Source organism: Paraburkholderia sp. LEh10 (assembly GCF_017814945.1).
GTDB lineage: Bacteria > Pseudomonadota > Gammaproteobacteria > Burkholderiales > Burkholderiaceae > Paraburkholderia.
The window spans coordinates 66,861-91,162 of the sequence record NZ_JAGIPX010000017.1 but is presented as its reverse complement, the minus strand read 5'-3'; the positions used below and the strand labels follow the sequence as shown (position 1 = coordinate 91,162).

Below are 24,302 nucleotides of genomic sequence, written 5' to 3'. Positions count from 1 at the left end.
CTTGAAAAGTCGCATAATCGACTCACATGCTGTTCTGCGGAAGGGGATGCCGGTTCTGACCTGGCGGGTCGTCAGCCTGCTGGCGCGGGTTGTGCGATACTCGATCCGACTGCAGTCATACGCTGCATTACAGATTTACCGGAAGGCCGCAACCGCACGCGGCCTGGCGCGAAGCGCACCCGCGACAGGCCGCTCGACAGGGCCGGAGGGAACGAATGTCCGGCCAGCCGGTCGGGTTTTGACAGGATTGCGGGCCTGTCCGAGTTGTTTAGAATGGGTGTATGGCGATTATCCCGGACAAGCAGGACAACACCGTACTGGAGCGGCAGGAACAAAAGCTGAAACCGCCTGCCATGTTCAAGGTGGTGCTGTTGAATGACGATTTCACGCCGATGGAATTCGTCGTGATGATCGTGCAGGAATATTTCAATAAAGATCGTGAGACCGCAACGCAGATCATGTTGAAGGTCCATCGAGAAGGCAGGGGAGTTTGTGGGGTCTACACGCGGGATATCGCGTCGACCAAAGTCGAGCAAGTCGTTACCCACGCACGGCAGGCCGGGCATCCGCTGCAGTGTGTGATGGAGGAAGCATGATTGCCCAGGAACTGGAAGTCAGCCTGCACATGGCGTTCATGGAAGCGCGCCAGGCGCGGCATGAGTTCATTACGGTCGAACATCTTTTGCTGGCGCTGTTGGACAACCCGACGGCTGCCGAAGTGCTGCGCGCATGCGCGGCCAACATCGAAGACCTGCGTCAGAACCTGCGCAACTTCATTCACGACAATACGCCGACCGTTCCGGGCACTGACGACGTCGATACGCAGCCCACGCTGGGTTTCCAGCGTGTGATCCAGCGCGCGATCATGCACGTCCAGTCCACGTCGAACGGCAAGAAGGAAGTGACGGGCGCGAACGTGCTCGTGGCGATCTTCGGCGAGAAGGACTCGCACGCGGTCTACTACCTGCAGCAGCAGGGCGTGACGCGTCTGGACGTCGTCAATTTCATTTCGCACGGCATCGCGAAGACGAACAACTCGGAAGCCGCGAAGTCGAGCGACACGAACGCCGAGTCGGACGAAGCGGCCGCGCAAAAAGAAACGCCGCTTGCGCAATTCACGCAGAACCTGAACCAGATGGCGAAGGACGGCCGCATCGATCCGCTGATCGGACGCGAAGCGGAAGTCGAGCGTGTCGTGCAGGTGCTGTGCCGCCGCCGCAAGAATAACCCGCTGCTGGTCGGCGAGGCAGGCGTCGGCAAGACGGCGATCGCGGAAGGGCTCGCGTGGCGCATCACGCGCGGCGAAGTGCCCGACATCCTGGTCGACGCACAGGTCTATTCACTCGATATGGGCGCTCTGCTTGCGGGCACCAAGTATCGCGGCGATTTCGAACAGCGCCTGAAGACGGTTCTGAAGGAGTTGAAGGAACGTCCGAACGCGATTCTGTTCATCGACGAAATTCATACGCTGATCGGCGCGGGCGCCGCATCGGGCGGCACGCTGGACGCGTCGAATCTGCTGAAGCCGGCGCTGTCGTCGGGCACGCTCAAGTGCATTGGCGCGACTACGTTCACCGAGTTCCGCGGCATTTTCGAAAAGGACGCGGCATTGTCACGCCGTTTCCAGAAGATCGACGTGACCGAGCCGACCGTCGAGCAGACGGTGGCAATCCTGCGCGGCCTGAAGTCGCGCTTCGAAGAGCATCATGGCGTGAAGTACTCGTCGGGTGCGCTGTCGGCGGCGGCTGAGCTGTCGGCTCGTTTCATCACGGATCGTCACTTGCCCGACAAGGCAATCGACGTGATCGACGAAGCGGGCGCGGCGCAGCGCATCCTGCCGAAGTCGAAGCAGAAGAAGACGATCGGCAAGAGCGAGATCGAGGAAATCATCTCGAAGATCGCGCGCGTGCCGGCGCAAAGCGTGTCGCAGGACGACCGCAGCAAGCTGCAGACGCTCGACCGCGACCTGAAGGCCGTCGTGTTCGGTCAGGACCCCGCGATCGACGCGCTGTCCGCATCGATCAAGATGGCGCGCGCGGGGCTGGGCAAGACCGACAAGCCGATCGGCGCGTTCCTGTTCTCAGGCCCGACGGGCGTCGGCAAGACGGAAGTGGCGCGCCAACTGGCGTTCACGCTGGGCATCGAGCTGATCCGCTTCGACATGTCGGAATACATGGAGCGTCACGCCGTCAGCCGTCTGATCGGCGCGCCTCCGGGTTACGTCGGTTTCGATCAGGGCGGTCTGCTGACGGAAGCCGTGACGAAAAAGCCGCATTGCGTGCTGCTGCTCGACGAAATCGAGAAGGCGCATCCGGATATCTTCAACGTGCTGCTGCAGGTGATGGACCACGGCACGCTGACCGATAACAACGGCCGTAAGGCGGATTTCCGCAACGTCATCATCATCATGACGACGAATGCGGGCGCAGAGTCGATGCAGAAGTCGACGATCGGTTTCACGACGCGCCGCGAGACGGGCGACGAAATGGCCGATATCAAGCGCATGTTCACGCCTGAGTTCCGCAACCGTCTGGATGCGACGATCAGCTTCCGCTCGCTCGATGAAGAAATCATCATGCGCGTGGTCGACAAGTTCCTGATGCAACTGGAAGACCAGCTGCACGAGAAGAAGGTCGACGCGCTCTTCACCGATGCGCTGCGCAAGCATCTGGCGAAGCACGGTTTCGATCCGCTGATGGGTGCGCGTCCGATGCAGCGTCTGATTCAGGACACGATCCGCCGCGCGCTGGCCGACGAACTGCTGTTCGGCAAGCTGATGAACGGCGGCCGCGTGACGGTCGACGTCGATGCGGACGACAAGGTCCAGCTGACGTTCGACGAGAACTCGGCGCCGCCGCGCAATCCGAATCCGGAAGCGGTGGAAGTGGACTGAGCGGCTTTACAGATCCGAAGCAAAAGCAAACGGCGTGGGTTTCACAACCCACGCCGTTTTTTTTGCCGCGCGTCAAACGTGTCCAGCAAAAACTGAGCAACGGCTCAGTGCTTGCCCGTGCTGCCGAAACCGCCTTCGCCGCGCTCGCTCGTTTCGAAATCGTCGACGATATTGAACTCCGCCTGCACCACGGGGACGATCACCAGTTGCGCGAGCCGCTCCATCGGATTCAGCGTGAACGTGGTCGTGCCACGGTTCCACGTCGAGATCATCAGCTGGCCCTGATAGTCGGAGTCGATCAGGCCGACCAGATTGCCGAGCACGATGCCGTGCTTGTGACCGAGGCCCGAGCGCGGCAGGATCAGCGCCGCATAGCCGGGATCGCCGACATGGATCGCGAGGCCCGTCGGCACCAGCGCCGTTTGACCGGGCTCCAGCTTCAGCGGCGCGTCGAGACACGCGCGCAGGTCGAGGCCCGCGCTGCCCGTCGTGGCGTAGGCGGGGAGTTGTTCGCGCATGCGCGGGTCGAGAATCTTCAGATCGAGTTTCATGCAGTGTGGTGAGAGGTTGAAAGGGTGGCGTGTGCTGGCGCGTTTCGCCTGATTGCCTGTTATTGCTTGCCGAGTTCGAACGCTTCGGCCAGCAGTTCGTACGAGCGCAAGCGCGCACGATAGCTTCCCGTGACCGTAAGCACGATCAGTTCGTCTGCTTCGAACTGTTCCTGCAAAGCACGCAGCCGTTCGGCCACGGACTCCGGCGTGCCGATGATGCTGCGCGGCTTCTCCCGGTCGATGATCAGCACCTCGCGTTCGCCATATTCCTGCGCGAGCCCCTGTTCGATCGAAGGAATCGGCGCATTCAGGCCGTACGCCATCTGCACGCGGCGCAGATCGACGGCTTTTTCGAGGTCGGCAGCTTCGCGCTCCGTGTCCGCGCAAATGACGAACACGGCGGCGGCGAGATAAGGCTTCTGCTCATGACCGGCCTTGAAGCGCTCGCGATACGCTTGCGCGACAGCGTGCCCGAAGTGCGCATTGATGAAATGCGCGAATGAGAAACGAATGCCGAGTTGCGCGGCCAGCATGCCGCCGAAATCGCTGGAACCGAGCACCCACAGTTGCGGACGCGTTTCGATCTGCGGCTGGAGCAGCACGCCATAGCCAAGATGATCGGACGGCAGCGTGCCATCCATCAGCCCGACGAGATCGGCGACCTGCTGCGGGAACTGCTCGCCGCGGTTGTATGCGCCCGCGGCGACCGCCTGCGCGGTACGCATGTCGCCGCCCGGCGCGCGTCCGACGCCCAGGTCCACGCGGTTTGGAAACAGCGCCTCGAGCATCATGAACTGCTCGGCGACCTTGAATGGGCTGTAGTACGGCAGCATGATGCCGCCCGAGCCGATGCGGATGCGCTTGGTCACGCTGCCGAGGTGTGCGAGCAGCACTTCCGGGCACGGGTTCGATACGCCGTAAAGCCCGTGATGTTCGGCGCACCAGTAGCGCGTATAGCCGAGATCGTCGGCGAGTTGTGCGAGTTCGACCGTCGCGGCGATCGCGTCGGCCACCTTATGCCCGTCGATCACGGGCGTCTGGTCGAGCACGGAGAGCAGGGTCATGACAACACCATGGCGTTAGCTGATGGATTGCATGCGAGCGTGGCCATTCACGATGACGTCGAGCGATGCGGCGCTCATCCGATCAGGCTCGCATCCGGCAGGCGCTTTGCGATTTCCGCGATCAGGGCGCGCGCGAGCGTCTGCTTGTCCGCGCGCGGAAGCCGCGTGTTGCCGGCGGCTTCGAAAAGCACGACTTCGTTATCGTCGAGCCCGAACGTCTGCGGGCCGAGGTTGCCGACCAGAAGCGGCACGTTCTTGCGCTTGCGCTTCTCTTCGCCGTGTACGTCGAGATCGCCGCTTTCCGCCGCAAAGCCGACACAGTACGGCGGATGCGGGAGCTTCGCGACGCAAGCCAGAATGTCCGGGTTCTCGACGAACGAGAACGAAGGCACGGCGCGTCCGGCCGTCTTCTTGATCTTGTGATCGGCGATATGGTCGACGCGCCAGTCCGCGACGGCTGCGACGCCGATAAAGATATCGTAGTCGGGCACCGCACGCATCACCGCATCGTGCATCTGCTGCGCGGTCTGCACGTCTTCGCGGTAGACGCCCCACGGCGTTTCCAGACCCACGGGGCCGGCGACGAGATGGACGTCCGCGCCCGCCTGTTGCGCCGCACGCGCGAGCGCGAAGCCCATCTTGCCGCTCGAACGGTTCGTGATGCCGCGCACGGGGTCGATCGGCTCGAACGTCGGGCCTGCCGTCAACAGCACGCGGCGGCCTGCCAGAAGCTTCGGCGTGAAGAACGACGCGATCGCTTCGTAGACGGCCTCCGGTTCGAGCATCCGCCCATCGCCGACTTCGCCGCACGCCTGCGCGCCCGAATCCGGGCCGAGCAGCGCGACGCCGTCCGCGCGCAGCTGCGCGACGTTGCGCTGCGTCGCGGGATTCATCCACATTTGCCGGTTCATCGCGGGCACGACGAGCAGCGGACAGTCACGCGCGATGCATAGGGTGGACAGCAGATCGTCGCACAGGCCGTGCGCGAGCTTGGCGAGGAAGTCGGTGGAGGCGGGGGCGATCACGATCGCGTCGGCTTCGCGCGACAGATCGATATGCGGCATGTTGTTCGGAATGCGCGCGTCCCACTGGCTCGTGTAGACAGGGCGGCCCGAGAGCGCCTGCATCGTGACAGGTGTGATGAACTGCGTCGCCGCGTCCGTCATCGCGACCTGGACGGTTGCGCCCGCCTTCGTCAGAAGGCGCGTGAGTTCAGCGATCTTGTAGCAGGCGATTCCGCCTGTCATGCCGAGAACGATGTGTTTACCGGCGAGTTCTGTGGCCAACTGGTGCCTCCGACAAGACGTAGCGGCCGGCGCATCCGTGAAGCGTGCCGGCTTCGTACTGCAAGACTGCTTTGGCGCGGGCGGCGCGGCGGTGGCCGCGATGCCTGCGCCGTGTGCGCGGCCTTCGATGCGCCGCACACGGCTTGTTGTTATGTCAGCGCGCGCCGCGCACGCGCCGCAGTTCGTCGAACACCAGCAACGCCGCGCCGACCGTGATCGCGCTGTCCGCGAGGTTGAACGCCGGCCAGTGCCACGTGCCGACATGGACATCGAGGAAGTCGATCACATGGCCGTACAGCAGGCGGTCGATCACGTTGCCGATCGCGCCGCCCATGATCAGCGCAAGCGCCGCGCAGAACAGCTTCTGATTGCCATGCCGCTTGAGCAGATAGCAGATCAGCAGCGCAGCCGCGACGCCCAGCGCCGTGAACGCCCAGCGCTGCCAGCCGCCCGCCATGGCGAGGAAGCTGAACGCGGCGCCGCGGTTGTAGACGAGCACGAGGTTGAAAAACGGCGTGACGGCATGCGACGAGCCGTACGCGAACACCTTCGCCACTGCGATCTTCGTCAACTGGTCGAACAGGATAACGATGACGGCAACGCCCAGCCACGGCGCAAGCGAGCCGCCCGCCGGTTTCGACAGCGTTCTGGACATTATGCCGCGCTCCTCGTTTCGCCGTTGCCGAACAGGTTACTGATGCAGCGGCCGCACAGCGTCGGGTGCTCGGCGTCTTCGCCGACCTCCTTGCGATAGTGCCAGCAGCGCTCGCACTTGAGGTACTTCGACGCGATCACATCGACGCCTTCTTCCGCTTCGCTGTCGACCTTCACGACTGTCGCACCCGACGTGATCAGCACGAACTTCAGGTCGCCGCCGAGGCTCGCGAGCGCATCGTGACGCGCGCCGCTCGCGCGGATCTCGACTTCCGCCTGCAGCGACGAGCCGATCTGGTTCGCGACGCGCGCTTCCTCGAGCGCCTTCGTCACGTCGCTACGGACGGCGCGCAGCAGCGTCCACTTGTCGAGCAGCGCGGATGCGTCGGGCACCTGCGGGTAGACATGATACGTCTCGGTGTAGATCGTCTCGCTTTGCGGCTGGAACACCTTCCACGCTTCTTCGGCCGTGAACGACAGGAACGGCGCCATCAGGCGCAGCAGACCTTGCGCGATGTGGTACAGCGCGGTCTGCGCGGAACGGCGCGCGTTCGAATCCGGCGCGGTCGTGTACAGGCGATCCTTCAGCACGTCGAGGTAGAAGCCGCCGAGGTCTTCCGAGCAGAACGTCTGCAGCTTCGCGACGACCGGATGGAACTCGTACTTGTCGTAATGCGACAGGATGTCCGCTTGCAGGTTGGCGGTAAGCGCGACTGCGTAACGGTCGATCTCCAGCCATTCGCCGGCCGGGCGCGCGTGCTGCTCGAAGTCGAAGTCCGACAGGTTCGCGAGCAGAAAGCGCAGCGTGTTACGAATGCGTCGATAGCTCTCCGTCACGCGCTTCAGAATTTCTTCGGAGATCGCCAGTTCGCCCGAGTAATCCGTCGACGCGATCCACAGACGGATGATTTCCGCGCCCAGACGGTTCGCAACCTCATGCGGATCGATCCCGTTGCCGAGCGACTTCGACATCTTGCGGCCTTCGCCGTCGACGGTGAAGCCGTGCGTGAGCAGCGCGTTGTACGGCGGACGGCCGTCGAGCATCGACGCCGTCAGCAGCGACGAATGGAACCAGCCGCGATGCTGGTCCGAGCCTTCCAGGTACAGATCGGCCGGGAATTGCAGTTCGTCCTTATGCGAGCCGCGCAGCACGTGCCAGTGCGTCGTGCCCGAATCGAACCACACGTCGAGCGTGTCGCGGTTCTTCACGTACATGTTCGCGTCGTCGCCGATCAGCTCGCGCGGATCGAGCGTCTGCCATGCCTCGATGCCCGACACTTCGACGCGCTTCGCGACTTCTTCGAGCAGTTCCAGCGTGCGCGGATGCAGCTCACCCGTTTCCTTGTGCACGAAGAACGCCATCGGCACGCCCCATTGACGCTGGCGCGACAGCGTCCAGTCGGGACGGTTCGCGATCATCGCGAAGAGACGCTGCTTGCCCCACGACGGATAGAACGCCGTCGCTTCGATGCCTTCGAGCGCGGTTTCGCGCAGCGTCTTGTCCGTGTCGTTCGGCTTGATGTCCATGCCGGCGAACCACTGGGAGGTGGCGCGATAGATGATCGGCGTCTTGTGGCGCCAGCAGTGCATGTAGCTGTGCAGGTATTTTTCGGTGCGCAGCAGCGTGCCCGCCTCGTCGAGCGCCTCGACGATCTTCGGATTGGCCGCCCAGATCGACAGGCCGCCGAACAGCGCGAGCGATTCGATGTAACGGCCATCGCCCATCACGGGGTTGATGATGTCAGAGTCGGCCATGCCGTGCGTCTTGCACGAAATGAAGTCCTCGACGCCGTACGCCGGGGACGAGTGCACGATGCCCGTGCCCGTTTCCGTCGTCACGTAGTCGCCGAGATAGACGGGCGACGTGCGCTTGTAGCCCGGATGCGCGGACGCGAGGGGATGACTGAAGCGCAGGTTGACGAGCTTCGCGCCGGGCGTCGTCGCGATTACGTTGCCGTCGACGCCATACGACTTCAGGCAGGCCTCGACGCGCTCCTCGGCGAGGATCAGGAGGCCGCGCGGCGTATCGACGAGGGCATAGACGATCTCCGGATGCAGGTTCAGCGCCTGGTTCGCGGGGATCGTCCACGGCGTCGTCGTCCAGATCACGATGCCGCCCTCGTCGCGCGGCAGCGACGCGAGGCCGAACGCCTGCGCCGTCTTGTCTGGCTCCGCGATCGGGAACATCACGTCGATGGTCGGATCGGTCTTGTCCTTGTACTCGACTTCCGCTTCCGCCAATGCCGAGCCGCAATCGAAACACCAGTTCACCGGCTTCAGGCCGCGGAACACGTAGCCCTTTTCCATGATCTTCGCGAGCGCGCGGATTTCGCCCGCCTCGTTCGCGAAGTTCATCGTCCGGTACGGATTGTCCCAGTCGCCGAGCACGCCCAGACGCCGGAAGCCGGCTTTCTGCTTGTCGATCTGCTCCGTCGCGTAGGCACGCGCCTTCTGCATCACTTCGGCCGCGGGCAGCGACTTGCCGAACTGCTTTTCGATCTGGATTTCGATCGGCATGCCGTGGCAGTCCCAGCCCGGCACGTAGACAGCGTCGAACCCCGCCATGTTGCGGGCCTTGACGATCATGTCCTTCAGGATCTTGTTCACCGCATGGCCGAGGTGGATGTCGCCGTTCGCATACGGCGGGCCGTCGTGCAGGATGAATTTCTTGCGGCCGCGGGAGGCGGCGCGGATCTTCTCGTAGACCTTGTTTTCCTGCCAGTCCTTGACCCATTGCGGCTCGCGCTTGGGCAGGTCGCCGCGCATCGGGAAGGGCGTGTCCAGCAGGTTGACGGGATAGCGGGCCTGCGGTTTCGAATCGGCTTTCTTGTTGCTCATGGTGAAGTGGCGGTGAATACGGTGTTAGGGCGTGGCTGCGCGAAGACCTGAGTGACGACGGGCGCTGCCGTTTGCGATGCGCCCGGCGTCGCGCACGACGCGGGGCCGTTGCAGATCCCGCATGCAGCGCCTGTCTATGCGCGGCGGATGGTACGTGCTTCGCTTCGCGGACCGCACGTACCGCGGCCGTCATCTAATTCGATCGGTGGCCGATCTGGCGAAGCCCGTGGAACGGCTGCCCGGCACGTCGCCGATCGCCTCGAACCACGCGCGGGCGTGCGCGACGTCGCGCGCGATCGCGGCCGTCAGTGTTTCGAGGTCGACGAACTTCTCCTCGTCGCGCAGCTTCTTCATAAACTCGACGCGCACCAGCTTGCCGTACGCGTCGCCATGCCAGTCGAGCAGATGCACTTCGAGCAGCACGCGGCCGGAATCGTCGACGGTCGGGCGCAAGCCGAGGCTCGCGACGCCCGGCAGCGGCTTGTCTTCGATGCCATGCACGCGGACGATGAAAATCCCCGACAGCGCGGGACGCTTGTGCGCGATGGGGAGATTCAGCGTGGGGAAACCAAGGTCGCGGCCGAGTTTCAGTCCGTGGACGACGTGGCCGCTGATCAAGTAGTCGCGGCCGAGCGCGGCGCGCGCCGCATCGAGGTCGCCGGCGATCAGCGACGTGCGCACGCCGGAACTCGAAATGCGCGCGCCGGACGGATCGGCGACCGTCGCCATCTGTTCGACTTCGAAGCCGTATTGCTGGCCCGCCTCTTTCAGCGACGCGAAATCGCCCGCGCGCTTTGCGCCGTAGCGGAAGTCGTCGCCGATCATCACCCAGCGCGTATGCAGGCCGTTGACGATGATCCGCTGAACGAACGTATCGGGCGACTGGCTTGCGAACGTGTGATTGAAGTGCTCGACGACCACGCGGTCGACGCCGTTCATGCGCAGCGCTTCGAGCTTGTCGCGCAGCATCGCGATGCGCGGCGGCGCGCCGGCGGGATTGAAGAACTCGCGCGGGTGCGGCTCGAAGGTCATCACGCAGACGGGCAGGCCGCGTGCGTCGGCGGCGGCGCGGACACGGGCGAGCAACGCCTGATGTCCGCGGTGGACACCGTCGAAGTTGCCGATCGTCAGTGCGCAGGGCGCACGGCTCTCGGCATTGGGAAGACCGCGGAAGACTCTCACGATAGCGGGCGAAAGGATTGAGCGGGCCGGATGCCGCAAAACAAACGATTATAAACGCACCGTGCAGGACACGGCGCCGCCGCGCGGATCGGGCATGGCCGAATGATAAAATCCGCGGATGAAAAATCTCGTCATTCTGATTTCCGGACGGGGCAGCAACATGGAAGCCATCGTACGCGCGTGCGCGAGCGAACGCTGGCCGGCGCGAGTCGCCGCCGTGATTGCCAACCGTCCTGACGCCGCCGGCCTTGCGTTCGCGGCGTCGCAAGGCATTGCCACGGTGGTCGTCGACCACCGCCGGTTTCCCGATCGCGAAACGTTCGATGCGGCGCTCGCGCGCGAAATCGACGGCTTTGCACCCGATCTCGTGGTGCTCGCGGGCTTCATGCGCGTGCTGACCGACGGATTCGTCGACCATTATGCGGGGCGCATGATGAACGTGCATCCGTCGCTGCTGCCGAGCTTTCCAGGCCTCAGGACGCATCAGCAGGCGCTCGACGCCGGCGTGCGGCTGCATGGCGCGTCGGTGCACTTCGTCACGTCGCAGCTCGATCACGGGCCGATCGTCTTGCAGTCCGCGGTACCCGTGCTCGCCGGCGACGATGCTGCGGCGCTCGCCGCACGCGTGCTCGGGACCGAGCATGTGATCTATCCGCGCGCGGTGCGCTGGTTCGTTGAAGGGCGTCTGGCGCTCGACGGGCTGCGCGTCACGGTGACGCCGCCCGAGCCGCAGTGGCTCTTCGTTGACACAACAAGCCAGAACACCGCCGGGGAGGGCGCATGAGACTGCATGGATTCTTGATCGGACAAACCGAGACGCTGCTCGCTGACGTCCTCGCCTTCACCGGCCCCGCCGACGCCGCCACCAGCCGCTTTTTCCGTGCGCATCCGAAGCTCGGTCACGGCGAGCGCGGCGTGATCGCGGAAGCCGTGTTCGCGGTGTTGCGTCGCCGGATGGAGTTTGCGCATCTCGCGGAAAGCGGCACCGGCAGTCCTAATCGACGACTAGCATTGCTCGGACTGATGCAGACGGCGGGCCGCACGGCGCTGAAGCCGTTCGTGTCGGAAGCGGAGGGCGCATGGCTCGAACACGTGTCGAAGATCGATCCACAGAGCCTGCCGCTGCGCATTCGGATGAATCTGCCGGACTGGATTTATCAGGCGCTCGGCAAGCGTTTCGAAGGTGAAGAGCTCGCGCATCTGGCCGCCGCGCTGAACTATCCGGCACCGCTGGATCTGCGCACGAATCCGATCAAGGCGAATCGTGACGAAGTGCTGGGCGCGCTATCGAAGGCGGGCATCGAGGCGGGCGCGACGCCGTATGCGCCGCTCGGCGTGCGCGTGGTCGGCAAGCCGCCGCTGACGAAGCTCGACGCATTCCAGAGCGGCTGGCTCGAAGTGCAGGACGAAGGCAGCCAGCTGTTGTGCGCGCTGGTGGCGCCCAAGCGCGGCGAGATGGTCGTCGACTTCTGCGCGGGCGCGGGCGGCAAGACACTGGCGCTCGGCGCGATGATGCGCTCGACGGGCCGTCTCTACGCGTTCGACGTCTCCGACCGGCGCCTCGCCAAGCTCAAGCCGCGCCTCGCGCGCAGCGGCCTGTCGAACGTGAACCCGGTGCTGATCGACAGCGAGCACGACGCGAAGATCAAGCGTCTTGCGGGCAAGATCGACCGCGTGCTGGTCGATGCGCCCTGCAGCGGCCTTGGCACGCTGCGCCGCAATCCTGATCTGAAGTGGCGGCAGTCGCCGGAGTCGATCGCGGAGCTGACGCCGAAGCAACAGTCCATCCTGACGAGCGCAGCGCGCCTCGTGAAGAAGGGCGGCCGCCTCGTGTACGCGACTTGCAGTATCCTCGACGCGGAAAACGAAGGCGTCGTGCAACAGTTTCTCGCCGATCACCCGGATTTCGAACTCGTGCCCGCGCGCGACGTGCTCGCCGAACAGCGGATCGAGCTGGAAATGGGTGACTTTCTGTCGCTATGGCCGCACCGTCACGCGACGGACGGCTTCTTCGCCGCCGTGCTGGAGCGCCGCGGCTAAGCGCGCCGCGCCATCGGGACGATCGGCGCAAGCCTGAGCGGCCCGGCGGGCGCGCGCGAGCGCCGCGCCGGCCGCGGGAAACATCATGCAAAATCATCCTTTCTTCCACATGCTGGGCGACGTCGGGCGCGACTTCGGCCAGCCCGTGATCCTGTGGCAAGTCGGCGTGCTGCTCGGCACGCTCGCACTCGCGTGGGTGCTCGCGCGCTACCTGCGCCGCGCGCTCGACGCGCAGCGCGAAACCCGTCGCGGCGCACTTCGCTTCGGGGCCGAGGCGCTCAATCGCGCGCTCTTTCCGCTGCTCGGCGGCGTGCTCGTCTGGATCGCGCGCGCGATCGCAGGGCAGTTCATTCATACGTCGCTGCTCGATCTGGCGATGGTGCCGCTGTTCGGCATCGGGCTGATCTATATCGCGTTCTATCTCGCGCGGCGGGTGTTCGGCCGCGACGGTAGTGCGCATACATGGCTGTCGCTGGTCGAAAAAGTCGTGTCGCTGGTCGTCTGGACGGGCATGGTGCTCACCGTGATGGGCATTCAGAACGACGTGCTCAAGTGGATGGCGAGCGTGCAGTTTCGTATCGCCAATACGCATCTGACGCTGCTCTCGCTGCTGTCGGGGCTGCTTTGGGTGTGCGTGACGATGATCGTCGCGATGTGGCTCGGCGCGGCGCTCGAAGACAAGCTGATGCGCTCGCGCTCGCTCGACGCGAATCTGCAAGTGGTGCTGTCGCGCGTCAGCCGCGCGCTGCTGATGCTGGCGGCGATCCTGATCAGCCTGTCGCTGGTGGGCATCGATATCACGGTGCTCGGCGTATTTGGCGGCGCGCTCGGCGTCGGCCTCGGTTTCGGCTTGCAGAAGATCGCGAGCAATTATGTGTCGGGCTTCATCATCCTGATTGACCGGTCGCTGCGCATCGGCGACACGATCAACGTGAGCGGCCTGCAAGGCATGGTGACGCAGATCCGCACGCGCTATACGGTGGTGCGCGGGCTCGACGGCATCGAAACGCTGATTCCGAACGAAAAGCTGATCACCGATGTCGTGCAGAACCAGTCGTCGTACTTGACGCGCGGGAACGCGAAGGCGACCGTTGTGGTGGCGTACTCGACGGATGTCGAAAAGGCGATGGCGCTGCTGGTCGAGGCGACTCAAGGCATCGACCGCGTGCTGCAGGACCCGGCGCCCACGCCTTATCTGGCGGGCTTCGGACCGGACGGCATCAATCTCGAACTGGGCTATTGGATCCAGGATGCGGCGACGGGCACATCCGGCGTGCGCTCGAATGTGAACCGCAACATCTGGCGCCTCTTCCAGGAGAACGGCATTTCGATCCCTTATGCGCAGCGCGAAGTGCGCATCGTCGCCGCTCCCAGCGACATCATGTCGCAGCCGATGCCGATGGCCACGCATGCCGCGAACGAAGCGGGCGGTGCCGCCTGAAAACGGGCCACGGCAGGCGGAAAAAGGACGTTTCCGACCCATTTTTGGAACCGTCCGGTTGATGCAGCACAACAATTTCCCTATTTGTTACAGACACTTGCCGCGATTCGCGTAGAATATTGTCAAAAATCCCCTACTTGCTTTCACTTTCTTGACAGGCGCCGTTGTATCCTTGCGCGCATGTCTTCCGTTCCTCAGGTAAACCGCCTTGTTGAATTCTCTGTTTGATTTCCTTGCCCACGGCGCGCTGCGTTTCTCGTGGTGGCAAATCGTGTTGTGGACGCTCGCCGTCACGCACGTGACGATCATCGGCGTCACCGTCTATCTGCATCGCTGCCAGGCGCACCGCGCACTGGATCTCCACCCCATCGCAAGCCACTTCTTCCGCTTCTGGCTGTGGATGACGACGGGCATGCTGACGGGCCAATGGGCCGCGATCCACCGCAAGCATCACGCGAAGTGCGAGACGGAAGACGATCCGCACAGCCCGCAGACGCGTGGCATCTGGAAGGTACTGCTCCAAGGTGCCGAACTGTATCGCACCGAAGCGAAGAACGAAGAAACGATGCGCAAGTTCAGCCACGGCACGCCGAACGACTGGATCGAACGCAACATTTACACGAAGTACCCGATCCTCGGCGTGAGCCTGATGATGGTCATCGACGTGGCGCTGTTCGGCGTCGTCGGTCTGACCGTGTGGGCCGCGCAGATGATCTGGATTCCTTTCTGGGCAGCGGGTGTCGTCAATGGTCTCGGACATTTCTGGGGCTATCGCAACTTCAACTCGGCGGATGCGAGCACGAATCTGTTCCCGTGGGGCATCATCATCGGCGGCGAAGAGCTGCATAACAATCACCACACGTACGCGACGTCGGCGAAGCTGTCGAACAAGTGGTACGAGTTCGATATCGGCTGGATGTACATCCGCATCATGTCGGCGTTCCGTCTTGCCAAGGTGAAGAAGCTGGCGCCGACGCCGCGGCTGACCACCGGCAAGCTCGTACTCGACCAGGATACGCTGCAGGCCGTGCTCGCGAACCGCTATGAAGTGATGGCGCGCTACGCGAAGGCGATCAAGCGCGCATACCGCCAGGAACTCGCGCATCTGAAGGAAGTGGGCGCGCGCGAGAAGTACCAGCTGATGCGCGGCGCGCGCACGTGGTTCCACAAGGAAGAGGCGGGTCTTGACGAGCCACAGCGTCTTCAATTGCCGCAGATTTTCGCAAACAGCCAGAAATTGCGCACTTACATCGAATTGCGCAACGAACTTTCCGCGATGTGGGAGCGTTCGAACGCGTCGCGCGAACAACTGCTGGTGCAATTGCAAGATTGGTGTCATCGCGCTGAACAAAGCGGCATTAAGGCCCTGCAGGAATTTGCGATGCGTCTGCGCCGCTACGCCTGATCCACGACGAAATCTATTAAACTTTCGTTACGTCACAAAACCCCGCGCTGGCGGGGTTTTGCTTTTTTGGGCCGCCCAGATGGCTGTCGGCGGCGGAATCAGCAGGGCAGAGGAGATCATGAATCAGGCGATCAGGAGCGTCGAGTACGACCGTCCGCAGGGCACGGCCTGCAGCGTCGGCCAGGCTTGGGCAAAGGTGCCCGACGTACCTTCGACGCAGGAACGGCACAAGTTGAAAGAGCGAATTCGCGAGCTGCTCAAGCGTGAGAAAGCGGTACTCGTCGCACACTACTACGTCGACGCGGAACTGCAGGAATTGGCAGACGAAACGGGCGGCTGTGTGGCCGATTCGCTTGAAATGGCACGCTTCGGACGCGATCATGACGCGCAGACGCTGGTGGTCGCGGGTGTGCGCTTCATGGGCGAGACCGCGAAGATTCTGAGCCCAAACAAACGCATTCTGATGCCTGATCTGGACGCGACCTGTTCGCTCGATCTCGGCTGTCCTGTCGATGAATTTTCCGCATTTTGCGATGCGCATCCGGACCGCACGGTCGTCGTCTATGCGAACACGAGCGCCGCGGTGAAGGCGCGAGCCGACTGGATGGTGACGTCGTCGATCGGGCTGGAAATCGTTGCGGACCTGCACGCGCGTGGCGAAAAGATCATCTGGGCGCCTGACCGGCATCTGGGCAACTACATCCAGAAGAAGACGGGCGCCGACATGCTGCTGTGGCAAGGCTCGTGTCTCGTGCACGACGAGTTCAAGGGTGTCGAGCTCGATCTGCTGCGCGCCGAATATCCGGACGCGAAAGTGCTCGTGCATCCGGAGTCGCCGGAAAGCGTGGTAGCGCAGGCGGACGTCGTCGGTTCGACGACGCAGCTGATCGCCGCGGCGAAGAACAGCAGCGCGACGCACTTCATCGTCGCGACCGACCTCGGCATCTTGCACAAGATGCGGCTCGCCGCGCCCGGCAAGACCTTTATCGAAGCGCCAACGGCCGGCAACAGCGCGACGTGCAAGAGTTGCGCGCATTGTCCGTGGATGGCGATGAACGGCTTGCGCAATCTCGCCGACGTGCTGGAGCGCGGCCACAACGAGATCTTCGTCGATCCCGCAATTGGCGAACGCGCGCGTCTGCCGATCGACCGGATGCTCGATTTCGCTGCGCGTCACAAGAAACGCGTGCAGGCGAGCGGTGATCTCGCGCGCGACACCGCGCTGTTCTCGAATGTCGGAGCCGCTTGATGGGCGCTAACGAGCAGCTGGAAGTGAAGGACGCCGTATCGCCGCTTTTCGCGGAAATCGACGCGCAGTACGGTGAAGCGTTCGCTGAGGCGATCGCGCGCAATGTCGGCGATGCGCTCGCGGAAGACGTGGGCAGCGGCGATTTGACGGGCCTTCTCGTTCCCGCCGACGAGATGCGCGACGCGCGCATCATCGTGCGTGAAGAAGCGGTGCTATGCGGCGTCCCGTGGTTCAGCGAGGTGATGCGCCGCGTCGATCCGCGTATCGACGTGCAATGGCGTTATCGCGAAGGCGATCGCATGGCGGCGGATTCCGTGGTGTGCACGCTGCGCGGACCGGCCCGCTCGCTGCTGACCGCCGAGCGCAACGGTCTCAATTTCCTGCAGATGCTATCAGGCGTCGCGAGCGCGACGCGCCGGTTCGCCGATGCGATCGCGCATACCCGCGCACGTGTTCTCGATACGCGCAAGACGCTGCCGGGCCTGCGTCTCGCGCAGAAGTACGCGGTGCGCGTGGGTGGCGGCGCAAACCAGCGTCTCGCGCTCTATGACGGCATCCTCATCAAGGAAAATCACATTGCGGCGGCGGGCGGCGTCGGCGCGGCGATGCAAGCCGCACTCGCGCTGGACGCGGGCGTGTCGATCCAGATCGAAGTCGAAACGCTCGAGCAGCTGGAGTCGGCGCTCGCGCATGGCGCCCATTCGATTCTTCTCGACAACTTCTCGCTCGACATGATGCGTGACGCAGTGCGCATCACGGCAGGGCGCGCGGTGCTTGAGGTGTCGGGCGGCGTGAACTTCGACACGATCAGGCAGATTGCGGAGACGGGCGTCGACCGCGTCTCAGTCGGCTCGCTGACGAAGGACGTGCGCGCGACGGATTTTTCGATGCGGATCGTTTGATCGCAAGGCGAGGGATGTGAAGCAAAAGGCCACCGCCGGTCCGGCCGACCGGCGATGGCCTTTTTTATCCTCGACCCAAAAGCGCGCTATACATTCCGGTTCGGCACGCGTTCCGGCGAAAGCACAGTCGGCAGCGCCTTGGGCAACGCGTTCGGCCAGTCGCGACTGAAGTGCAGACCGCGGCTTTCGCGCCGCGACCGCGCACCATCGACGATCAGCGAAGCCACTTCGACGAGGTTGCGCAACTCGAGCAAATCGCGGTTCACCTTGAAGTTCGCGTAGTACTCGTGGATTTCGTCGCGCAACAGCGCCAAACGGTGCTTCGCGCGCGCCAGACGCTTGTCCGTGCGCACGATGCCCACGTAATTCCACATCAGACGGCGCAGTTCATCCCAGTTGTGCGCGACGACCACTTCCTCATCTGGATCGGACACGCGGCTTTCGTCCCAGTCGGGCAGCGGCGCATGCACGGCGGCGCCGAAGCCTTCTTCTTCGATGGCTCGCGCAGCCGAGCGGCCGATCACGAGGCACTCCAGCAGGGAATTGCTCGCCAGCCGGTTCGCGCCGTGCAGGCCCGTGCACGAGGTTTCGCCCACCGCATAGAGCCCGGCCAGATCCGTGCGTCCAGCAAGATCCGTCACCACGCCGCCACACGTGTAGTGCGCTGCGGGTACGACAGGTATCGGCTCTTTCGTGATGTCGATGCCGAACTCCAGGCAGCGCGCGAGAATGGTCGGAAAGTGCTCACGCAGGAACTCGGCGGGTTGATGACTGATGTCGAGATAGACGCAGTCGATACCGCGCTTCTTGATCTCGAAGTCAATCGCGCGCGCGACGATATCGCGCGGCGCGAGTTCGGCGCGTTCATCGTGGGCGGGCATGAAGCGCGTGCCGTCGGGCAGCTTGAGAATGCCACCTTCGCCGCGGACTGCCTCGGTAATCAGGAACGATTTGGCATACGGATGGAACAGGCATGTCGGATGAAACTGGATGAACTCCATGTTCGACACGCGACAGCCGGCGCGCCACGCCATTGCGATGCCATCGCCGGTCGCCGTATCGGGATTCGTCGTGTAGAGGTAGACCTTGCCTGCGCCGCCCGTCGCGAGGACGGTATGCGGCGCTTCGATCGTGACGGTGCGGCCGCTTGCCAGATCGAGCGCGTAAAGGCCGTGGCAGCGCCGGCCGGGCAGGCCGAGGCGGTCGGAGGTGATCAGATCGATCGCGTAGTGATCTTCGAGCAGCGTGATGTTCGGATGCTGACGCACGCGTTCGCTCAGCGTCGCGACGACGGCATGGCCCGTGGCGTCCGCCGCATGAATGATGCGGCGATGGCTGTGACCGCCTTCGCGCGTCAGGTGAAATCCGAGCTCGGCGGCATCGTCTTTTGTGAAAGGCACGCCCTGATCGATCAGCCACTCGATCGCGTCGCGACCATGCTCGACGATGAAGCGGGTCGCCGCCTCGTCGCACAGTCCGCCGCCAGCGACCAGCGTGTCATCGACGTGATTTTCTATGCTGTCCGCCGAATCGAGCACGGCGGCGATGCCGCCTTGCGCCCAGTCGCTTGCGCCCTCGGTCAGCGAACGCTTGGCGATCACGGCAACGCGCCGCGTCTGCGCGAGATTCAGCGCGACACTCAAACCGGCCAATCCGCTGCCGACGATCGCTACATCGAAATTCATCTCCTCTCTCCGTGGTATTGCGCGGCGGGTGCGGCAAGCGCCACCACGGCCGTTCGATTAGGAAACGGAAAAGGATACGCGTTCAGACGGTGGAGGGAAAGGTGGTCGAACGGCTAAGTGCGTTGCGACTATGGAAAGAGACGGCGGAGGATTGCCGCCGCGGAAAACACGGGGAAAACAAAACACGGGGAAAACAAAAAGCCCCGCATCAAGCGGGGCTTTTTGTCGTCAACAAGGCTGGAAAACGAGATTACTTGATCTTCGTTTCCTTGTACGCCACATGCTTGCGAGCGACGGGATCGAACTTCATGATCTCCATCTTTTCCGGCATGTTGCGCTTGTTCTTCGTGGTCGTGTAGAAGTGACCCGTGCCAGCGGTCGACTCCAGCTTGATCTTGTCGCGTGCGCCCTTCGCCATGATTTACTCCTTAGACTTCGCCACGTGCACGCAGGTCAGCGAGCACGGAGTCGATACCGTTCTTGTCGATCAGGCGCAGGCCGGCGTTTGAAACGCGCAGGCGCACCCAGCGGTTTTCGCTTTCAACCCAGAAACGGCGGCTTTGCAGATTCGGAAGAAAACGACGCTTGGTCTTGTTGTTCGCGTGGGAAACGTTGTTGCCGCTCATCGGCGCTTTCCCAGTTACTTGGCATACGCGTGCCATGAGAGCACTCCTAATACGCTAATTCTGAGTTCGAACGCCGAGAAGTTTCCCGGGAAAACGATAGGACCGAGCCGTAGCCGACATCGATCGCTTGCTTTCCGGAAAGGCCTTGATGGCTTCGGAACAGGGTTGGAAAGAGGCAAACCGAAATTCTAGCAGAAAAAGAGCCGCAAATTCAAACCTTATTTGCGACGGCGAGCAAGCGCGTGCAACGCGTGCTCGCCGGCTGTTGCTCCGCCGCCGCTGGCGTGCGCCAGCTTACGGCCAACCTGTGCGGGCGAATGAGAAGGTCTCGTTTGCGCCGATCACCAGATGGTCGATCAGTTGCACATCGATCAGCGCGAGCGTGTCACGCAGCACCCGCGTCAGCTGCCGGTCGCTGGCGCTGGGCTTGACGGCGCCGGACGGATGATTATGCGCGACGATCAGGCTCGCCGCGTTCACCGATAGCGCGCGCCGCACGATTTCGCGCGGATACACGGCCATACGTGTCAGCGAGCCGCGCGAGTTTTCTTCGGAGCGGATCAGCCGGTGCCGCGTGTCGAGAAAGAGGCAAATGAACACCTCGTAAGGCCGCGAACCGATCAGCAGCCGCAGGTAATCTTCGACGGCTTCCGGCGAATCGATCAGCGGTCGCTCGCGCATCTTCTCGGCAAGCGAGCGTCGCGCCAGTTCCATGATCGCGAGCAATTGCGCACGTTTGGCTGGCCCGACGCCGCGCACGCCGTCGAAATCTTCGGGCGTCGCGTCGAGCATCGCGCGCAGCGAGCCAAACCGCTCCTGCAACGAGCGCGCGACGTCGAAGACGTTGTGTCCGGGCAGTCCCGAGCCCAGCACGAGTGCGACCAGCTCGGTGTCGGACAGCGCCGCCGGACCGGCGTTGAGAAGCCTTTCGCGTGGCATGTCGCGCATCGGCCACGCGGGCGGCGGGCGGCGCGCGGGGGATTTTTCCGCATTGGTGAGTGGTATGACTATCGTGTCGTTCATTCCGGCATCCTTGGAAATTCGGGTAGGGCAGCGGCGACGCGACGCGCGGCGACGTTCCAGCCGGCTTCGGATATGTGGCTTACAATAGAGCCTTTGCGCACGGCGCCCACGGCTTGGCACGGGCGGCCCGCCATGCGCGCGACCCGCGCCGCCGCGCCCATGCGCCGCGCGCCACGACCGAACGAGTACCGCATGAGCATCATCGACATCTCCGAAGTGAAACCCGGTTCGCACGTCACGCTTCACTACCGGCTTTCGCTCGCCGATGGCGCCGAGATCGTCAGCACCTTCAACGACAAGCCCGCCACGCTGCTGCTGGGCGCGGGCCAGTTGGCGCCGCCGCTGGAAGATATTCTGCTGGGATTGAAGGTGGGTCACCACTCGACCTTTCAGCTAACGCCGGGTCAGGCATTCGGGCCGCGCAATCCGGAGCTGATCCAGCGCGTGTCGCTGGCCACGCTGCGCGAAAACGCGATGATCGGCGAGGATTTTTCTCCGGGCGATCTCGTCGAATTCAATGCGCCGGGCGGCGGACGCTACGCGGGCGTGCTGAAGGAAGTTGGCGAAACCTCGGCCCTCTTCGATTTCAACCATCCGCTCGCCGGCCAGGCGCTGACGTTCGAAGTCAAAATCATCGGGATCCTGTAAACATGAGCATCACGGACACGACTCTCGCCGAAGCCGAAATCCTGCTTGCGCAACCGCGCGGGTTCTGCGCCGGCGTCGATCGGGCGATCGAGATCGTCGAACGCGCCATCAAGCTGTACGGTTCGCCGATCTACGTGCGCCACGAAATCGTTCACAACGCGTATGTCGTCGAAGACCTGCGCAAGAAGGGCGCGATTTTCATCGAGCAACTGGAGGAGGTGCCGTCCGGCAGCACGGTGATCTTCAGTGCGCACGGGGTTTCGAAGGCTGTGCGCGCCGAAGCCGACGAGCGCGGCCTGCGCGTGTACGACGCGACGTGTCCGCTCGTCACCAAAGTGCACATCGAAGTCGCGAAGATGCGCGCGGAAGGCTTCGACATCGTGATGATCGGCCACAAGGGCCATCCGGAAGTGGAAGGCACGATGGGGCAGACGGCGGAAGGCATGTACCTCGTCGAAGACATCGAGGACGTGCAGGCGCTGCAGCTCGCTGATCCCGAGCGCATTGCCTATGTGACGCAAACCACGCTGTCCGTCGACGATGCCGCGCAGATCATCGCCGCGCTCAAGGCAAAATACCCGGACATCAAGGAGCCGAAGAAGCAGGACATCTGCTACGCGACGCAAAACCGCCAGGACGCCGTCAAGTTCATGGCGCCGAAGTGCGACGTCGTGATCGTGGTCGGCAGCCCCAACAGCTCGAACTCCAACCGTCTGCGCGAGTTGGCCGAGAAACTCGGCGTGCCGTCCTATATGGTGGACTCGCCCGATCAGATCGATCCCGCGTGGGTTGCCGACAAGCGCCGCATTGGCGTGACGGCGGGCGCGTCGGCGCCGGAGGCGCTCGCTCAGGCTGTCATCGGCCGTCTGCGCGAGCTGGGCGTGCGCAGCGTGCGCGCGCTCGAGGGCATCGAGGAAAATATCGCGTTCCCGCTGCCACGTGGACTCGGTCTGCCCGCCTGACAAACTGTCCCCGATTCAAAAAGCGCGCCGTTGGCGCGCTTTTTTATTGCCCCGACGACCGGTCCGATACGATAAAAACGGTGCCAAATCACCGAAAAACCGGAAACAATCGGTGTCGGGGCGAACATTCTTTTTGATTTTTCGGGCGTAATTTGCCTTCATGAGTGTGATCGAGCCCCGTTTTTGTCTGATGTTCGCGTGATCGTTCGGTCGGGCGCACAGTTTCGGTGCATTCGACGTCATGCGCATGTTTGGGATGAACGCGAGTGCGAAGGTCCGTGCCATGGGGCTTGCCGGGAAGCCGCTGCAACAACTGATGTTGCGCAGCGTCATTCAGGTGCAACTGATGCGCGAAAATCTGGCGCAACCAGGTTGCGACAAATACGCACTAAATATCTCAAAAAGTGGTTGCAATGCAGGAAAACCCTGCGCATTCGACAATATTGCCCGTCGCATAATTGGAGTTACAATGCGCGCGTTCTCAAGGCTCTAGCGCCTCGGAACGCCAGATTTCAGAAGGCGCAGGAGACCTATTTAATGCGAGTCAAGTTTGCTTGTGCCGTGTCCATCGCGGCCGCGGTTGCGATGCTGACCGCGTGCAGCAAAAAGAACGATGGGGAGGCGGGCACAGGTGCGTCGGCGGCAGTGGCAGCGTCGGCGCCCGCGGCAAGCGAAGCGGTGGCGGTGAAGATCGGTCATGTGGCCCCATTGACGGGCGGCATTGCACATCTGGGAAAGGATAATGAAAATGGGGCGCGTCTCGCCGTCGAAGAGATCAACGCACAGGGGTTGACCATCGACGGCCGCAAGATCCAGTTGCAACTCGACGCGCAGGACGACGCAGGCGACCCGAAGACGGGTACGCAGGTCGCGCAGAAGTTGGTGGACGATCACGTAGTCGCCGTCGTCGGGCACCTGAATTCGGGTGTGTCGATTCCGGCCTCGAAGATATATAGCGACGCGGGCATTGTGCAGATTTCTCCGTCCTCGACGAATCCGGCCTATACGCAGCAGGGCTTCAAGACGACCTACCGGGTCGTGGCGACAGATGCGCAGCAAGGCCCGGCGCTGGCGAACTACGCGACGAAGGCACTCGGCGCGAAGCGGATCGCTGTCGTCGACGATGCGACGGCGTATGGCAAGGGCCTTGCCGACGAGTTCGCGAAGACTGCGGAGGCGGGCGGCGCGAAGATCGTCGCGCGCGAGGCGACCAATGACAGGGCCACGGATTTCCGGGCCATCCTCACGAAGATCAAAAGTGCCCAGCCGGACGCCATCATGTTCGGCGGCATGGACGCAACGGGCGGGCCGTTCACGAAACAGGCAGCCGCGCTCGGAATCAGGGCAAAAATCCTTGGCGGCGACGGCGTGTGCACCGACAAGGTAGAGGAGCTGGCGGGTAGCGCCGTTCAGAACCTCGTATGTTCGGAAGCAGGTCTTGCGCTTTCGAAGATGGAAAGGGGAGCGGACTTCGAAAAGAAGTACGACGCACGCTTCCACACGCCGGTGCAGATTTACGCGCCGTTCACGTATGACGCTGTGTACGTGATCGTCGATGCAATGAAGCGCGCCAATTCGATCGAGCCGCCCAAGGTGCTCGCTGCGATGCCTTCGACCGACTACACGGGTGTAATCGGCCACATCGCATTCGACGACAAGGGCGACCTGAAAGAAGGTGCGATTACGCTTTACGACTTCAAGGATGGCAAGAAAGCTGTCCTCGACGTCGTGAAGATGTAATGACGGGACGTACAGCCTGACGGCACCGGACCATCCGACGGTGCCGTTTTTGCATCCGCGTCGAGTGTGCGGGCAGCTGCAACCCAGCCGCCACACACGCTCGATGAAGATAA

Annotated in this window: 22 protein-coding genes; 12 read left to right on the top strand and 10 right to left on the bottom strand. The window is 63.2% G+C overall.

All coding sequences use genetic code 11. The annotated features are described in order from the left end of the window. The first annotated feature begins 281 nt into the window (after nt 1-281). Both clpS and clpA read left to right on the top strand, forming a co-directional pair. Nucleotides 282-596: an ATP-dependent Clp protease adapter ClpS gene (gene clpS, locus J8I87_RS16520; RefSeq protein ID WP_012399982.1), complete on the top strand. Its 315-nt coding sequence runs from the start codon at nt 282-284 to the stop codon at nt 594-596. Beyond that, nucleotides 593-2,893, top strand: a complete 2,301-nt coding sequence (gene clpA / locus J8I87_RS16515) for an ATP-dependent Clp protease ATP-binding subunit ClpA (RefSeq protein WP_209932561.1) — start codon at nt 593-595, stop codon at nt 2,891-2,893. Before clpS ends, clpA begins: the two co-directional genes overlap by 4 nt. A gap of 104 nt (nt 2,894-2,997) precedes the next feature. Here the strand turns inward: clpA and dut are convergent, their stop codons facing one another. The 6 genes from dut to J8I87_RS16485 form a co-directional block, all read right to left on the bottom strand. Continuing rightward, nucleotides 2,998-3,444 (bottom strand): dUTP diphosphatase, encoded by a 447-nt coding sequence (gene dut / locus J8I87_RS16510; protein WP_209932559.1) that lies wholly within the window; start codon nt 3,442-3,444, stop codon nt 2,998-3,000. A gap of 59 nt (nt 3,445-3,503) precedes the next feature. Next, nucleotides 3,504-4,508 (bottom strand): LLM class flavin-dependent oxidoreductase, encoded by a 1,005-nt coding sequence (locus tag J8I87_RS16505; protein WP_209932558.1) that lies wholly within the window; start codon nt 4,506-4,508, stop codon nt 3,504-3,506. Between the two features lie 74 nt (nt 4,509-4,582). After that, nucleotides 4,583-5,794, bottom strand: coding sequence for a bifunctional phosphopantothenoylcysteine decarboxylase/phosphopantothenate--cysteine ligase CoaBC (gene coaBC / locus J8I87_RS16500; RefSeq protein WP_209932556.1), 1,212 nt, complete (start codon nt 5,792-5,794; stop codon nt 4,583-4,585). A gap of 154 nt (nt 5,795-5,948) precedes the next feature. After that, nucleotides 5,949-6,449, bottom strand: coding sequence for a signal peptidase II (lspA, locus tag J8I87_RS16495; RefSeq protein WP_209932555.1), 501 nt, complete (start codon nt 6,447-6,449; stop codon nt 5,949-5,951). Beyond that, complete coding sequence (gene ileS / locus J8I87_RS16490; RefSeq protein ID WP_209932554.1) at nt 6,449-9,286, bottom strand: isoleucine--tRNA ligase; 2,838 nt, start codon at nt 9,284-9,286, stop codon at nt 6,449-6,451. The genes lspA and ileS overlap by 1 nt, the downstream gene beginning before the upstream one ends. A 189-nt stretch (nt 9,287-9,475) precedes the next feature. Beyond that, nucleotides 9,476-10,468 carry a bifunctional riboflavin kinase/FAD synthetase gene (locus tag J8I87_RS16485; protein WP_209932553.1) on the bottom strand — a complete coding sequence of 331 codons (993 nt, stop codon included), beginning with the start codon at nt 10,466-10,468 and terminating at the stop codon, nt 9,476-9,478. Between the two features lie 118 nt (nt 10,469-10,586). Here J8I87_RS16485 and purN point away from each other — a divergent pair, with 118 nt between their 5' ends. The 6 genes from purN (at nt 10,587) to nadC (ending at nt 17,505) form a co-directional block, all read left to right on the top strand. After that, nucleotides 10,587-11,252 carry a phosphoribosylglycinamide formyltransferase gene (purN, locus tag J8I87_RS16480; protein WP_209932552.1) on the top strand — a complete coding sequence of 222 codons (666 nt, stop codon included), beginning with the start codon at nt 10,587-10,589 and terminating at the stop codon, nt 11,250-11,252. Next, nucleotides 11,249-12,508, top strand: a complete 1,260-nt coding sequence (locus tag J8I87_RS16475) for an RsmB/NOP family class I SAM-dependent RNA methyltransferase (protein WP_209932551.1) — start codon at nt 11,249-11,251, stop codon at nt 12,506-12,508. The genes purN and J8I87_RS16475 overlap by 4 nt, the downstream gene beginning before the upstream one ends. An 85-nt stretch (nt 12,509-12,593) precedes the next feature. After that, the gene (locus tag J8I87_RS16470) at nt 12,594-13,949 is read left to right on the top strand and encodes a mechanosensitive ion channel family protein (RefSeq protein WP_209932549.1); all 1,356 of its coding nucleotides are present in this window, start codon (nt 12,594-12,596) and stop codon (nt 13,947-13,949) included. 208 nt (nt 13,950-14,157) lie between these two features. Beyond that, nucleotides 14,158-15,354 carry an acyl-CoA desaturase gene (locus tag J8I87_RS16465; protein ID WP_209932548.1) on the top strand — a complete coding sequence of 399 codons (1,197 nt, stop codon included), beginning with the start codon at nt 14,158-14,160 and terminating at the stop codon, nt 15,352-15,354. Nucleotides 15,355-15,472: 118 nt separating this feature from the next. After that, nucleotides 15,473-16,603: a quinolinate synthase NadA gene (nadA, locus tag J8I87_RS16460; RefSeq protein WP_209932547.1), complete on the top strand. Its 1,131-nt coding sequence runs from the start codon at nt 15,473-15,475 to the stop codon at nt 16,601-16,603. Beyond that, entirely contained in the window at nt 16,603-17,505 is a 903-nt protein-coding gene (nadC, locus tag J8I87_RS16455; RefSeq protein ID WP_209932546.1) for a carboxylating nicotinate-nucleotide diphosphorylase, read from the top strand. The genes nadA and nadC overlap by 1 nt, the downstream gene beginning before the upstream one ends. 86 nt (nt 17,506-17,591) lie before the next feature. On the opposite strand, the gene nadB is transcribed toward nadC, so the two are convergent. From nadB to radC, 4 genes are all read right to left on the bottom strand, one after another. Continuing rightward, nucleotides 17,592-19,190, bottom strand: a complete 1,599-nt coding sequence (gene nadB, locus J8I87_RS16450; protein ID WP_209932544.1) for an L-aspartate oxidase — start codon at nt 19,188-19,190, stop codon at nt 17,592-17,594. Between the two features lie 250 nt (nt 19,191-19,440). Then, the gene (gene rpmG, locus J8I87_RS16445; protein ID WP_004185395.1) at nt 19,441-19,608 is read right to left on the bottom strand and encodes a 50S ribosomal protein L33; all 168 of its coding nucleotides are present in this window, start codon (nt 19,606-19,608) and stop codon (nt 19,441-19,443) included. A gap of 10 nt (nt 19,609-19,618) precedes the next feature. Beyond that, entirely contained in the window at nt 19,619-19,852 is a 234-nt protein-coding gene (rpmB, locus tag J8I87_RS16440; protein ID WP_026121846.1) for a 50S ribosomal protein L28, read from the bottom strand. 258 nt (nt 19,853-20,110) lie between these two features. Continuing rightward, nucleotides 20,111-20,839 carry a RadC family protein gene (gene radC, locus J8I87_RS16435; RefSeq protein WP_209932543.1) on the bottom strand — a complete coding sequence of 243 codons (729 nt, stop codon included), beginning with the start codon at nt 20,837-20,839 and terminating at the stop codon, nt 20,111-20,113. A 192-nt stretch (nt 20,840-21,031) separates the two neighbouring features. Between radC and J8I87_RS16430 the strand changes: the two genes are divergently transcribed. The 4 genes from J8I87_RS16430 (at nt 21,032) to J8I87_RS16415 (ending at nt 24,189) form a co-directional block, all read left to right on the top strand. After that, a complete protein-coding gene (locus tag J8I87_RS16430) occupies nt 21,032-21,487 on the top strand; it encodes a peptidylprolyl isomerase (protein WP_209932647.1) in 456 nt (151 codons plus the stop codon). Between the two features lie 2 nt (nt 21,488-21,489). Continuing rightward, complete coding sequence (gene ispH / locus J8I87_RS16425) at nt 21,490-22,449, top strand: 4-hydroxy-3-methylbut-2-enyl diphosphate reductase (protein ID WP_209932542.1); 960 nt, start codon at nt 21,490-21,492, stop codon at nt 22,447-22,449. Nucleotides 22,450-22,696: 247 nt separating this feature from the next. Then, nucleotides 22,697-22,942, top strand: a complete 246-nt coding sequence (locus tag J8I87_RS16420) for a hypothetical protein (RefSeq protein WP_209932541.1) — start codon at nt 22,697-22,699, stop codon at nt 22,940-22,942. Nucleotides 22,943-22,986: 44 nt separating this feature from the next. After that, nucleotides 22,987-24,189 (top strand): branched-chain amino acid ABC transporter substrate-binding protein, encoded by a 1,203-nt coding sequence (locus tag J8I87_RS16415; RefSeq protein WP_209932540.1) that lies wholly within the window; start codon nt 22,987-22,989, stop codon nt 24,187-24,189. The last annotated feature ends 113 nt before the right edge of the window (nt 24,190-24,302 follow it).